Origin of the sequence: Microvirga aerophila, assembly GCF_003332305.1 — a bacterium.
In the GTDB taxonomy this organism is placed as follows: domain Bacteria; phylum Pseudomonadota; class Alphaproteobacteria; order Rhizobiales; family Beijerinckiaceae; genus Microvirga; species Microvirga aerophila.
The window spans coordinates 69651-81241 of sequence record NZ_QOIO01000024.1; the positions used below are offsets into that span (position 1 = coordinate 69651).

An 11591-nucleotide genomic window follows, 5' to 3' on the forward strand; every position below is an offset into this window, starting at 1 on the left:
TATGACAGGGCGCGGCCACGATGCAAGGTGTCTTAAGGTTTTTTCGTCAGCGACGCCACATCGTCGCGCGTGAGCGCGCCAGTCATCCAGGCGGTGGCCGCGTAGAGCGCAAGGCCGCCGAAGCACAGGACCGCGAGGGCAGCCGCGCCGGGCTCCGCAAGGGTCGGCAGGCCGGCTGCGAGACCCAGGGCCATGATCGTGGCGGCTATCCCGGTTCGAATCAGGCGGCCAGCCAGCCGAGCGCCGGGCAACCACAGGCCGACGGCGGCGAGAGATCGCACAATCGCCGCCGCGTGGGCGAGGCAGCCCAGGCTGATGCCGAACGCAATGCCGGGCATTCCGAAAAACTGTCCGAGCAGAACAGCCGACGAAGCCGTCACGGCGATGCCGAGGAGGGTCGCCAGCAGCGTCTCGCGCAAGGACCCGCGGGCAAACAGGGTCTGGCTGAGCACCTTGCCGGCTGTCGCGACAGGCAGTCCGAGGCTCAAGGCCATCAGGACATAGGCCGTTCCTTGCGCGTCCGAACTCGTGAACGCGCCGCGCTCGAACAGGACGGACGCGATGGGCCCGGCGAGAACCATGAGGGCCGCGGCGGCCGGAAGGGTCATGAGAAGCGCGAGTTCGAGCGCCCGGTTCTGCGCTGCCACGACTGCTCCGGCCTCCCCGCTGCGGTGCCTGAGCGCAAGATCCGGCAACAAGACGCTCGAGGCCACCGCCGCCATCAGGCTCAAGGGAAGCTGCACGAGCCGGTCGGCATAATAGAGCCAGGACACGCCGGACGGCCAGAACGACGCGATCTGCGTGCCGACCAAGCCAAAGAGCTGCACGGCTCCGCTCGCCAGAAGCGCCGGAAAACCGGCCAGAAGCACGGACTTCACGACCGGCGACAGGCGGGGACGGCGAAAAGCGACGGCGCGCACGGCACCGCCCCGCAGGGCGAATGCCACGATGGCGAGTTGGGCAAGGCCCGCCGCACTGGACGCCGCCGCAAGCCAGGCGGCTTTCTGCCATTGGGGCAGGGCGAACAGGGTCTCCAGCGCGATGAGAACCGCGATCATGCCGCCATTGACAGCCAGCGGCGCGATGGCGGTCGCGCCGAAGCGGCCGTTGAGATTGAGCAGCGCCGACGCGACGGAGGCGAGGGTCACGCAGATCACTGCCGGAAAGGCGAGGCGGGTGTACAAGGCCACGAGCGCCAGCGTGCCTCCATCGTCCTGAAAGCCTGGCGCGAGGATGATCGCAATCAGCCCGGCGCCGACCTCCACAAGGCCGGTCAGGACCAGGAGCGCGAGCGCGAAGGCGGTGATCACGTCGCCGGCCGTGGCGGCTGCTTCGTCCGGCCGCAGATGGCTCAGGCCGGGGACGAGGGCTGCATTGAGGCCGCCTTCGCCCATCATGCGCCGGACGAGGTTCGGCAGGCGGAACGCCGCCAGGAAGGCATCGGCCACAGGTCCGGTGCCGAGCGCCTGCGCGAACAGCACGTCCCGGACAAAGCCCAGGATGCGCGACGCAATCGTGCCGAGGCCGACAAGGAGGGATGAGCGGATGAGCGACATGCGCTGTGGCGCTTAACCGGTCCTGAGCGGATTGTCTAAGACGATCGCCGCTGAGCCATCGTTCCATGGATCGGGAGGGTTCGGGACAGGCCTTCCGTGACTCCCGCAAAAGCGATGGCGGGGCTGCTTCAGCCTCTGGCCTGTGCGATGGCCTCTCGCTTCTGGGCAAGGGTCATGCCGCCCACGTAGGATTCCGCCGCGACCAGGAACGACGGTGTGGCGACGAGGCCCAGCGAGTTGCCCAGCGTGAAGGCCTCTTTCATCCACTCGGTCGTGCGCGGCGCATCGGCGGCGGCCACAAGGCGCGCCCGGTCGGCTCCAAGGCGCTCGGCTTCCGCAACCGCCCGCTCGCCCGTGACAGCCCCGTGCAGGCCAAACAGGGCGAGATGGAGCGCGAGGTACCGGTCGGGTCCTTGAACCTGGAGATACCCCAATGCCGCGCGGGTCGCCTGGACCGAGGCCTCGCCCAGAACCGCGAAATTGACCAGCACATACGAGAGGTCCGGCTCCGCCTTGAGCAGGGCCGGCAGATCCTTCGCGGAGCGTTTGCACCAGGGGCAGTTGTAGTCGAAATACTCGACCATGATCACGTCCCCATGGGCGTGGCCGAGCCGCACGGCGGAGGGCAGAGCCAGGGTATCCTCGACGAGTTCGATGGGAACCCGCTGCGCCTCCGGCGAGGCCTGGGCGATGGCCCGGATGGGAGCCCCCGACAGGGCGAGACCGGCCAGGAGGGTGCGACGGGACAGGATCATGAATAGGCTCTCGTTGGGAACAGCGCTCCTGTTGCCGGTGCAAGGCCGCCCTGGCAAGAGCCGCCGCATCGCGCTCACGCTCTCGTGACGGCGGGCAGGGGAGGCGGGCGGTCTCCCGTCCACGCCGGAACCCTCGCGTTCGCGCGGCGTTCTCCATGCACGGCCAAGCTTGGGACGAATCGCGGGTAGGCGGACGATGACGGAAGACAACCAGCCCGTCGAGACGAACGAGCTCTACGCGGTGGGCCTGGCGCGCGCCTTTGGCGGAGCAGTCATCTTCGGGATTCCGCTGATGATGACCATGGAGATGTGGTCCCTGGGGTTTTCCATCGACAGGCTGCGGCTTCTGCTGTTCATTGGGGTGAACCTCCTCGTCCTGATCGGCCTCTCGTACTTCGCGGGCTTCGAGAAGACGTTCAGCTGGCGCGAGGACGTCATGGACGCACTGGCGGCTTTTGGCGTCGGGGTGATCACATCCGCCGCGATCCTGGCGCTGTTTGCGGTGATTGCCCTGGACATGACCTGGACCGAGATCATCGGCAAGGTCGCCCTGCAGAGCGTGCCGGCGAGCATCGGCGCGATGCTCGGACGAAAGCAGCTCGGCGCGGAGCAGGACACCGGGGCCGAGGACGAACGAAAGCGCGAGGCGGGCTATGCGGGCGAATTGTTCCCCATGCTGGCCGGCGCGCTGTTTCTCGCGTTCAACATGGCGCCCACCGAGGAGATGATCCTGATCGCTTTTCAGATGACGCCCTGGCATGGAATCGCACTGGGCGTCGTGTCGATCGCCCTGCTTCACATCTTCGTCTACGTCCTCGGGTTCTCGGGCCAGGAGACCCCGCCCGAGGGAGGAACGTTCATGCGGACCTTTCTCCACTTCACCTTGGCCGGCTACGGCATCGCGCTCCTGGTCAGCCTCTATGTCCTGTGGACCTTCGGGCGCACCGAGGACACCGCCCTCGCCCAAGTGGCGATGATGACCGTGGTGCTAGCCTTCCCGGCGGCGCTCGGCGCCGCCACTGCGCGTCTCGTGATCTGAGGAAGCCATGGTTCAGCAGCGGACGGCCGATCGCGACGGAACCCAGCAAAAAGCCAACCACACTCCCTGGCTCGAATGGGTCGCCTCCGGCATAGGCCTGCTGCTTACGCTCGGTATTTTCGGCTCCATCGGCTGGCAGGCCTTCGATGATGCCGGCGCGCCGCCCGCCATCGCGGTCGACGTCACGCGAGTGGTGCCGGTCGAGGGCGGATATCGGGTCGAGTTCCGGGCTCGCAACAGCACGGGCTCCACGGCCTCGCAGGTGGAGATCGAGGGAAAGCTCGCCGGCGACGGCGCGGAAGCCGAGATCGGGCATGTGGTCTTCGACTACATTCCTGGCCATTCCGAACGGAAGGGCGGGATGTTCTTCACGCGCGAGCCCCGACAGGAAAGTCTCGCACTGCGCGCCTTGGGTTTCGCGGATCCTTGAGCGGGTTCGGGGCTCGGTCCATAGGACCTCTGTCGTCTCAGGCTGCGTGAGCGGAGCCCGGGATCGTCAGACAAGAGTTGCGCTTCTTTCTAATTCGCGATCCCGGCTCGCCTGCGGCGTCCGGAACGACGCGTTTCCTTAGTCTTCCTCGCCCGTCACGCCGGCCGCATCCTGAGCCTTGAGCACGTCCGGGCGGGGCATGGAGATGATGTTGTAGCCGGAATCCACATAGTGGATCTCGCCGGTCACGCCGTTGGACAGACCGGACAGGAGATAGAGCGCCGAGCCGCCGATATCCTCGATGGAGACCGTGCGGCGCAAGGGGGCGTGGGCCTTCTGGTAAGTGAACATGAGACGGGCATCGGAGATGCCCGCTCCCGCGAGCGTCCGGACCGGCCCGGCCGAAAGCGCGTTGCAGCGGATGCCCTGAGGTCCGAGGTCGGACGCGATGTAGCGCACGCTGGCTTCCAGCGCCGCTTTGGCCACGCCCATCACGTTGTAGTTCGGCATCACCCGGGTGGAGCCGCCATAGGTGAGAGTGAGGAGCGATCCGCCGTTCTTCATGCGCTTGGCGGCGCGCTGGGCGATCTCTGTGAAGGAGAAGCAGGAGATCACCATGGTGCGGGAGAAGTTTTCCCGGGTGGTGACGTCCACGTAGGAGCCCTTGAGCTGCGACTTGTCCGAGAACCCGATGGCGTGAACCACGAAGTCGAGGCCGTCCCAGCGCTTGTCGAGAGCGTCGAAGGCGGCGTCGACCGACGCGATGTCCTCCACGTCGCAAGGCACGACGAGGTCTGAACCCAGGGACTTCGCCAGCGGCGCGACGCGCTTGCCCAGCGCCTCGCCCTGATACGTGAAGGCGAGTTCCGCCCCGTGCTCCGCCAGCGCCTTGGCGATGCCCCAGGCGATGGAGTGGTCGTTCGCGACGCCCATGATCAGGCCGCGTTTTCCTTGCATCAGACCCGTCACGGTGGTCCCCCTTGTCGAAGGCCCGATTGTCTGCCGCGTATTGTTATCAAAGCGTGCATCCCGGGCCGTTATATCGGTAGTGATGAGCGTATCCATGCGAGATCCCCCTTAAGAGACATGGGGATTCGCACGGTTGCGTCTCAGCGGTGTGACGCTCTTTTAAGCGTTGTAACGGCTGAACACGAGTGTGGCATTCGTGCCGCCGAAGCCGAAGGAGTTCGACAGGACCGTATCGAGCCGGGCGTTGTCGATGCGCTTGCGCACGATGTTCATGTCGGCGACTGCCGGATCGATCTCCTCAATATGGGCGCTCTCGCAGATGAAGCCGTTGTTCATCATCAAGAGCGAATAGATCGCCTCCTGCACGCCCGTCGCGCCCAGCGAGTGGCCGGTGAGCGACTTGGTGGCCGAGATCGGCGGGCACTTTTCGCCCGAGCCGAACACCTCGCGGATGGCCTCGATCTCCTTCTGGTCGCCCACGGGGGTCGAGGTCGCGTGCGGATTGATGTAGTCGACCGGGGCCTTCACGTCCTTCAGGGCCATGCGCATGCAGCGCACCGCGCCCTCGCCGGACGGGGCCACCATGTCGTAGCCATCGGACGTCATGCCGTAGCCGACGATTTCCCCGTAGATGCGGGCGCCGCGCGCCCTGGCGTGCTCGAGCTCCTCCAGAACCAGGACGCCCGCGCCGCCGGCGATCACGAAGCCGTCGCGGTTGGCGTCATAGGCCCGCGATGCGGTGGTGGGCCGGTCGTTGTACTTGGTGGACATGGCCCCCATGGCGTCGAAGAGCGACGAGAGCGACCAGTCGAGATCCTCGCAGCCGCCCGCGAACATCACGTCCTGCTTGCCGTACTGGATCATCTCGTAGGCGTTGCCGATGCAGTGGTTCGAGGTCGCGCAGGCGGACGAGATCGAATAGTTCACGCCCTTGATCTTGAACCAGGTGGCCAGCGTCGCGGAGGCCGTGGACGACATGGCCTTGGGCACCGCGAAGGGGCCGATGCGCTTGGGGCCCTTGTCGCGGGTGATGTCGGCCGCTTCCACGATGACCCGGGTGGAAGGACCGCCCGAGCCCATGATGATGCCGGTACGCTCGTTGGAGATTTCGCTCTCCTCGAGACCTGCGTCGCGGATGGCCTGATCCATGGCCACATGGTTCCAGGCGGTGCCCTTGCCGTGGAAGCGCATGGCGCGGCGGTCGACCATCTCCTCCGGGTTCAGGGTCGGCGCGCCGTGGACCTGGCACCGGAAGTTGAACTTCTCGTAGTCCTCAGCCTTGCTGATGCCGGACTTTGCCTCGCGCAAAGAGGCCAGCACCTCCTGCGTGGTGTTGCCGATGGACGAAACGATGCCCATTCCGGTGACGACGACGCGCCTCATAGCTAACCTCTTCATAGAACTTCATGATCGACCCAACGCCTGACAGACGTAAGGTCGATCATGGTCAATCTCAACCGTGAGCGTGTTGTTTAACCGCCCGCTGCGGCGTCGGCGGCTTGAAAGAGGCCGACCCGAAGATCCTTTGCCTCGTAAATTCGCTTGCCGTCGGCTTCAAGCCACCCATCCGCGATCCCGAGCACGAGCTTGGAGCGGAAGACGCGCTTGAAGTCGATGCCGTAGACCACCTTTTTGTGGGTCGGCAGCACCTGATCCGAGAATTTCACCTCGCCGACGCCCAGCGCCCGTCCCCGGCCGGGCGATCCGCCCCAGCCCAGATAGAAGCCGACCAATTGCCAGAGGGCGTCGACGCCGAGGCATCCGGGCATCACCGGGTCGCCCTTGAAGTGGCAGGGGAAGAACCAGAGATCCGGTCGGATATCGAGCTCGGCGCGCACGTGGCCTTTGCCATGCTCTCCGCCATTCTCGCCGATCGACGTGATGCGGTCGAACATCAGCATCGGCGGAAGGGGCAACTGGGCATTGCCGGGACCGAACAATTCTCCGCGCCCGCAGGCGAGAAGCTCTTCGTAGTTAAAGCTCGACTGGCGCGCCATGCCGGATGCCGATCCTTTCAATCTGTCGCAAAGGCGGCCCGGGAGAACCCTCCGAGGCCGGAAACGGGGCTCTGGTAGCACAGGCTTGGCCATCCATCAAAGGGCCTGAGTCACCGGGCCAGGACCAAAGACGGGACATGGAGCCGAAATTCACCGAATAGCTGGGCCTCGAACGCGCTTCGGGATTAGCGTTGCGGCAATCCTGCGGCCTTGCGGCAATCCTCTCGCTTTCCTATCATGTCGATGATAGAAGCTCTTATTCTTACATTCAGTTCCCCGATGACCGATCCGTTATCCGCCTATATCGAATCGACGACTGCTCCCGCCCATCGCCGGGGATGCCCCCTGTCCGAGCTGCGGGACAAGCTGCGTCGCGTGGGCCTGCGCCCGACCCGGCAGCGGGTGTCGCTGGGCTGGCTGCTCTTCGGCAAGGGCGACCGGCACATCACGGCGGAAGTTCTGTTCGAGGAAGCCACCCGGGCCCGCGTGCCCGTCTCGCTGGCAACCGTCTACAACACCCTGCACCAGTTCACGGAAGCCGGCCTTCTGCGCCAGCTCGCGGTGGACGGCTCCAAGTCCTATTTCGACACCAACCCGACCGAGCATCACCACTTCTTCCTGGAAGACGAGGGCGAGCTGGTCGATATGCCCCTGACCGGCGTGAGCGTGGGCGACCTGCCCGAGCCGCCTGCGGGCATGGAGGTTGCCGGCGTCGAAGTCATCGTTCGCCTGCGGCGCAAGACCGCCTGATCCCGGCAGCTCCGAGCTTTCACCAGCGAAGAGCGGCCACGGTGCTTTCCCTATGCCGCTCAGCCACACCTTCCTCGCGGTTCTGGTCACGATCATCTGGGGCCTCAGCTTCGTGGTCATCAAGGTCGGGGTCGGAACCACGCCGCCCCTCCTGCTCGCCGCTCTCCGGTTTTTCTTCGCGGCCCTTCCGGCGGTCTTCTTCATCCCGCGCCCTAAGACGAGCTGGCGCATTCTCGCCGGCTACGGGTTCTTCCTGGGCGTCGCACAGTTCGGGCTGCTTTTCGTCGCCATCGGCCTGGGCATGCCGGCAAGCCTCGCCTCCGTGGTCATGCAGGCGCAGGTTTTCTTCACCATCCTGTTCGCGGTCTTTCTCATGGGCGAGAGGCCGACCTTTCATCAGCTCGTCGGCGGAACCGTGGCCTGTCTCGGCCTCGTGCTCATCGCCTGGCCGCGCCTTACCGGAGGCGGGGCGGGCCCATTCCTCATGACAGTGGTGGCCGCGGCCGCCTGGGGCGTGGCGAACATCATTTCCAAGCGGGCGGGCCGGGTCGACATGCTGGGCTTCATCGTCTGGTCCAGCCTCGTGGCCCCGCTTCCTCTCCTCGGATTGTCGCTCTGGCTCGACGGACCAAGCCACGTGATGGCAGCCCTCACGAACCTCGACTGGGCTCTTGTGGGAACGGTGGCGTATCTGGCCTATCCGACCACGATCTTCGCGTTCGGGATTTGGGCTTACCTGCTCTCCCGGCATCCGGCCGCGACGGTGACGCCCTTCGCGCTTCTCGTGCCGGTCGCCGGAATCCTCGGCGCGGGGCTTATCCTGGGCGAAGCCATGCGGCCGCTCGAGGCCATCGGCGGGGCGGTGATCGTCCTCGGACTTGCGATCAACATTCTCGGGCCGCATCTCGGCCGGAGCCGGCCCATCTAGGCTGGGGCTTAGCGGACGAGCCCGAGCCCGAACAACCCGAACAGCACCAGGAAGATCCCCACGATCACATTGAGAAAGCGCGGCGCCACGAAGGCCGCGATACCCAGAATCAGGGCGATCAGGGGCAGGAGGTTCTTGATGCCGAGGGAAAGCGTCATGCGGCGGTGCCTTTGTGGTGATGCATTGTTACGGTCTTAGGGCAGCAATGCTTTACAAAACGCAAAAGCAACCGACATCCCCGACGCCTATTCCACCTTCTCGTCCGGGTAGACGCCCCAGAGCTTTTCCTGGCGGACATAGCCTTCCACGTCCCCACCCCGCTCCGCCACGACGGTTACGTCGCACCAGGAGCCGCTGCATCCTTTGACATTGGCGATGACGCCCGGCTGGAGCTGTGCGACGACGCTGCCTTTGTCGTCGGCTCGATTCAGCAGCGGGATCGGCGGAGTGTTTTCCTTGGCCCAGGGCATGACGAGCGCCGTGCGCCGTCCCGATAGGAGCGAGTGGAGCACCCAGCCGTCCGTGCCTTCCGCGTCGCGGATGCGCCGCCAGGTCTCGTATTCGGCGATGATCTCCACGGGCAGTCCGGCGCGCTGGAACACCCAGGCGGTGCGATGATCCTTGGACGGCCCCTCGCGCAGGTTCACCCGGTCGGTCTTGAGGCTCACGTAGCGGGGAACGGGCAACCCGGTGCCCAGGCGGCCGCCCGGCGTCTCCTGCGCCAGGACCGGAGCCGTGATCGAAGCCAGCAAGGCAAGGCTGAGGACGATCTTGCGCATGGTTCTCCCTCACGTTGGGTTTGTCTGGGGCGTAGCCTCTGGTAGAGAAGCTTGACGGGCTTCGCCGATGCGGCGGTCCGCCCCTCTTTAGTCGCCGAAACTGAGTTAAGAGAGCGTGAAACTCTTGAGGCCCAGGCGGCTTTTTTCGAGTGTTGGGACATCGCGAGCCGATGAAAAAGAGACCTGTCGTCGTCGTCACCCGCCGCCTGCCCGATTTGATCGAGACGCGCATGCGCGAACTCTTCGACACGCGCCTCAATCTCGAGGACAAGCCCCTCTCGACCGAGGAACTGATGGAGGCTGTCAGAACCGCCGATGTGCTGGTGCCGACGGTCACGGACGAGATCGACGCCGCCATGCTGGCGGAGGCCGGCCCCAACCTCAAGCTCATCGCCAATTTCGGCAACGGGGTCGACAACATCGACGTGCCGGCCGCGGTGGCACAGGGCATCACGGTGACCAACACCCCCGGCGTTCTCACCGAGGACACGGCCGACATGACCATGGCGCTGATCCTCGCCGTGGCGCGCCGGATCCCGGAAGGGGCCCACATCATTCCGGACGGAGAATGGGCCGGCTGGTCGCCCACCTGGATGCTCGGCCGTCGGATTACCGGAAAACGCCTCGGCATCGTCGGCATGGGCCGCATCGGACAGGCGCTGGCGCGCCGCGCCAAGGCTTTCGGCCTGTCGATCCATTATCACAACCGCCGTCACGTGCCGCCGAAGATCGAGGCGGAGCTGGAAGCCACTTACTGGGAATCCCTCGACCAGATGCTGGCCCGCATGGACATCGTATCGGTCAATTGCCCGCACACGCCGGCCACCTATCACCTGCTCTCGGCGCGCCGCCTCAAGCTCATGAAGCCCGACGCCATCGTGGTGAACACGGCCCGGGGCGAGATCATCGACGAGCCGGCGCTGACCAAGCTCATTGAAGCAGGCGCCATCGCGGGCGCGGGGCTCGACGTGTTCGAGGAGGAGCCGGCGGTCAACCCGCGCCTGGTGCGACTTGCCAAACAAGGCAAGGTCGTGCTCCTTCCGCATATGGGGTCGGCCACCCATGAGGGCCGCATCGCCATGGGCGAGAAGGTGATCGTCAACATCCGGGCCTTCACGGACGGTCACAAGCCGCCGGACCGGGTGCTGCCGAGCATGTTGTAGGACGGCCTGTCGTATGCCGGTCCCGCGCGCTCATCGCCGCGAGGACAAAATTCCCTCTTTACCCAGCGTTAAGCCTACCCGTTCATGATCCGCGACAAATCGCCATCAGCGGGCAGGCCAAGCATGAGCATTCGATTCGGGAAATTCGCGAAACCAGGCGCAAAGACTGCGTCCGTCACCCGGCCGGAGGAACTCATCCGCGCACGGGAGGCTGCCGGCGACCGCATCGTCTTTGCGATCGGGCTGGGGCTTGCGGTCTCGTCGGCGTCGTTTTTCGTCTACGCGCTCCAGACCAGCACCGCACAGCCCAACCTGCCGAAGGTTCTGCCCGCCCTTGCGGATAATCTTCCAGTCAACCGGAGCCTTGCGGCCGCCCGCCGATACGACGACCTCGACCCAACCACCACGGGATCGGTCCCGAAAGGCCAGGAGACCAATGACCGGACCAAGACGTCGAAAGTCGCGACGGTTGCGAGCCGGCAAGACCTCACAATCCCACCCCGCACCTACGTGGTCTGGCGGGTAAACGACGGCATAGCCCTCGTGGAAGGGCCGGACGGCCTGAGCGAAGTTGCGCCGGGCGCTGTCCTGCCGGGCGCCGGCGAGGTTCTGGCGATCCAGCGATCCGACACGGGATGGGTCGTGGTGACGTCTGAGACGATCATCGGCATCCCACCGATCTAGCGCGGGTTCGGTTTCTCGGACGCTTGTCTGGCCGTAAGGCTTCACCTCAGGGTGATGGCGGAGCGCATGTCTCCTTCACCCGTCATCCCCGGACTTGGTCCGGGGATTTACGCCTTTTCAGCGTCGCAGCTCCAAGACGTCAATGGCCGCAACAGGTGCGGCCATGATGTGGAGGATGTCGTTCGGGTCACGCTTGGATGCACGCCTGAGAGCCCCTCAACGCCCTTCCATTGGGTCGGACAGGATGAACGGGGCGTCTTTCAACCCCTTCACATCTGCGCGCGAGAGGCCGATATCGGCTAATCCCCGATCGTCCATGCGATACAAGGCGCGCTGGCTTGCCCGGCGGTCGAGCCATGCCTCAACCTTCAGAAGGAGCGGCAGAAGCAGGCTGCGCTTCTCGGTCTTGCCGGCAAACGAGCCAAGATTTACTGTGGCAAATGCGGTAGCCATGACGGGCCTCTTCCGATAGGGTTCTGCTATAGAAGAAGGTGCTCCCGAGGGCCTGTGAAAGCAAACGAGAACTCCTTGACATCAGCCC

At 65.3% G+C, this 11591-nt stretch carries 14 protein-coding genes; 6 read left to right on the plus strand and 8 right to left on the minus strand.

Annotated elements, in window-relative coordinates; all coding sequences use genetic code 11:
- Positions 1–32: 32 nt before the first annotated feature.
- A complete protein-coding gene (murJ, locus tag DRB19_RS14765) occupies positions 33–1556 on the minus strand; it encodes a murein biosynthesis integral membrane protein MurJ (protein ID WP_114186791.1) in 1524 nt (507 codons plus the stop codon).
- Positions 1557–1684: 128 nt separating this feature from the next.
- The gene (locus tag DRB19_RS14770) at positions 1685–2311 is read right to left on the minus strand and encodes a DsbA family protein (protein ID WP_162815697.1); all 627 of its coding nucleotides are present in this window, start codon (positions 2309–2311) and stop codon (positions 1685–1687) included.
- A 196-nt stretch (positions 2312–2507) separates the two neighbouring features.
- On the opposite strand from DRB19_RS14770, the gene DRB19_RS14775 reads away from it, so the two are divergent.
- Positions 2508–3350 carry a TIGR02587 family membrane protein gene (locus DRB19_RS14775; RefSeq protein WP_114186793.1) on the plus strand — a complete coding sequence of 281 codons (843 nt, stop codon included), beginning with the start codon at positions 2508–2510 and terminating at the stop codon, positions 3348–3350.
- 7 nt (positions 3351–3357) lie between these two features.
- Positions 3358–3780 (plus strand): hypothetical protein, encoded by a 423-nt coding sequence (locus DRB19_RS14780; RefSeq protein ID WP_114186794.1) that lies wholly within the window; start codon positions 3358–3360, stop codon positions 3778–3780.
- Positions 3781–3918: 138 nt separating this feature from the next.
- On the opposite strand, the gene fabI is transcribed toward DRB19_RS14780, so the two are convergent.
- The 3 genes from fabI to fabA form a co-directional block, all read right to left on the minus strand.
- Positions 3919–4749, minus strand: coding sequence for an enoyl-ACP reductase FabI (gene fabI / locus DRB19_RS14785; RefSeq protein ID WP_114186833.1), 831 nt, complete (start codon positions 4747–4749; stop codon positions 3919–3921).
- 159 nt (positions 4750–4908) lie between these two features.
- A complete protein-coding gene (gene fabB / locus DRB19_RS14790; protein WP_114186795.1) occupies positions 4909–6132 on the minus strand; it encodes a beta-ketoacyl-ACP synthase I in 1224 nt (407 codons plus the stop codon).
- A gap of 89 nt (positions 6133–6221) precedes the next feature.
- Positions 6222–6746 carry a 3-hydroxyacyl-[acyl-carrier-protein] dehydratase FabA gene (fabA, locus tag DRB19_RS14795; RefSeq protein WP_114186796.1) on the minus strand — a complete coding sequence of 175 codons (525 nt, stop codon included), beginning with the start codon at positions 6744–6746 and terminating at the stop codon, positions 6222–6224.
- A 279-nt stretch (positions 6747–7025) separates the two neighbouring features.
- Between fabA and irr the strand changes: the two genes are divergently transcribed.
- Positions 7026–7496, plus strand: coding sequence for a Fur family transcriptional regulator Irr (irr, locus tag DRB19_RS14800; RefSeq protein ID WP_114186797.1), 471 nt, complete (start codon positions 7026–7028; stop codon positions 7494–7496).
- Positions 7497–7548: 52 nt separating this feature from the next.
- Complete coding sequence (locus DRB19_RS14805) at positions 7549–8424, plus strand: EamA family transporter (protein ID WP_114186798.1); 876 nt, start codon at positions 7549–7551, stop codon at positions 8422–8424.
- Positions 8425–8432: 8 nt separating this feature from the next.
- Here DRB19_RS14805 and DRB19_RS14810 read toward each other — a convergent pair whose 3' ends face one another.
- Together DRB19_RS14810 and DRB19_RS14815 are read right to left on the minus strand one after the other, a co-directional pair.
- On the minus strand, positions 8433–8582 hold the full coding sequence (locus DRB19_RS14810; RefSeq protein WP_114186799.1) for a DUF3096 domain-containing protein: 150 nt from the start codon (positions 8580–8582) through the stop codon (positions 8433–8435).
- An 87-nt stretch (positions 8583–8669) separates the two neighbouring features.
- The gene (locus DRB19_RS14815; RefSeq protein ID WP_114186800.1) at positions 8670–9203 is read right to left on the minus strand and encodes an SH3 domain-containing protein; all 534 of its coding nucleotides are present in this window, start codon (positions 9201–9203) and stop codon (positions 8670–8672) included.
- Between the two features lie 170 nt (positions 9204–9373).
- Here DRB19_RS14815 and DRB19_RS14820 point away from each other — a divergent pair, with 170 nt between their 5' ends.
- Positions 9374–10366, plus strand: coding sequence for a 2-hydroxyacid dehydrogenase (locus DRB19_RS14820; RefSeq protein ID WP_114186834.1), 993 nt, complete (start codon positions 9374–9376; stop codon positions 10364–10366).
- A 123-nt stretch (positions 10367–10489) separates the two neighbouring features.
- Complete coding sequence (locus tag DRB19_RS14825) at positions 10490–11050, plus strand: hypothetical protein (protein ID WP_114186801.1); 561 nt, start codon at positions 10490–10492, stop codon at positions 11048–11050.
- A gap of 216 nt (positions 11051–11266) precedes the next feature.
- On the opposite strand, the gene DRB19_RS14830 is transcribed toward DRB19_RS14825, so the two are convergent.
- Positions 11267–11503 (minus strand): DUF1127 domain-containing protein, encoded by a 237-nt coding sequence (locus DRB19_RS14830; RefSeq protein WP_114186802.1) that lies wholly within the window; start codon positions 11501–11503, stop codon positions 11267–11269.
- Positions 11504–11591: the final 88 nt, after the last annotated feature.

What these genes read in the sequence shown, in the direction of transcription:
- murJ (WP_114186791.1), bottom strand. Translation starts at nt 1,556, where the DNA reads ATGTCGCTCATCCGCTCATCCCTCCTTGTCGGCCTCGGCACGATTGCG.
- DRB19_RS14770 (WP_162815697.1), bottom strand. Translation starts at nt 2,311, where the DNA reads ATGATCCTGTCCCGTCGCACCCTCCTGGCCGGTCTCGCCCTGTCGGGG.
- DRB19_RS14775 (WP_114186793.1), top strand. Translation starts at nt 2,508, where the DNA reads ATGACGGAAGACAACCAGCCCGTCGAGACGAACGAGCTCTACGCGGTG.
- DRB19_RS14780 (WP_114186794.1), top strand. Translation starts at nt 3,358, where the DNA reads ATGGTTCAGCAGCGGACGGCCGATCGCGACGGAACCCAGCAAAAAGCC.
- fabB (WP_114186795.1), bottom strand. Translation starts at nt 6,132, where the DNA reads ATGAGGCGCGTCGTCGTCACCGGAATGGGCATCGTTTCGTCCATCGGC.
- fabA (WP_114186796.1), bottom strand. Translation starts at nt 6,746, where the DNA reads ATGGCGCGCCAGTCGAGCTTTAACTACGAAGAGCTTCTCGCCTGCGGG.
- irr (WP_114186797.1), top strand. Translation starts at nt 7,026, where the DNA reads ATGACCGATCCGTTATCCGCCTATATCGAATCGACGACTGCTCCCGCC.
- DRB19_RS14805 (WP_114186798.1), top strand. Translation starts at nt 7,549, where the DNA reads ATGCCGCTCAGCCACACCTTCCTCGCGGTTCTGGTCACGATCATCTGG.
- DRB19_RS14810 (WP_114186799.1), bottom strand. Translation starts at nt 8,582, where the DNA reads ATGACGCTTTCCCTCGGCATCAAGAACCTCCTGCCCCTGATCGCCCTG.
- DRB19_RS14815 (WP_114186800.1), bottom strand. Translation starts at nt 9,203, where the DNA reads ATGCGCAAGATCGTCCTCAGCCTTGCCTTGCTGGCTTCGATCACGGCT.
- DRB19_RS14820 (WP_114186834.1), top strand. Translation starts at nt 9,374, where the DNA reads ATGAAAAAGAGACCTGTCGTCGTCGTCACCCGCCGCCTGCCCGATTTG.
- DRB19_RS14825 (WP_114186801.1), top strand. Translation starts at nt 10,490, where the DNA reads ATGAGCATTCGATTCGGGAAATTCGCGAAACCAGGCGCAAAGACTGCG.
- DRB19_RS14830 (WP_114186802.1), bottom strand. Translation starts at nt 11,503, where the DNA reads ATGGCTACCGCATTTGCCACAGTAAATCTTGGCTCGTTTGCCGGCAAG.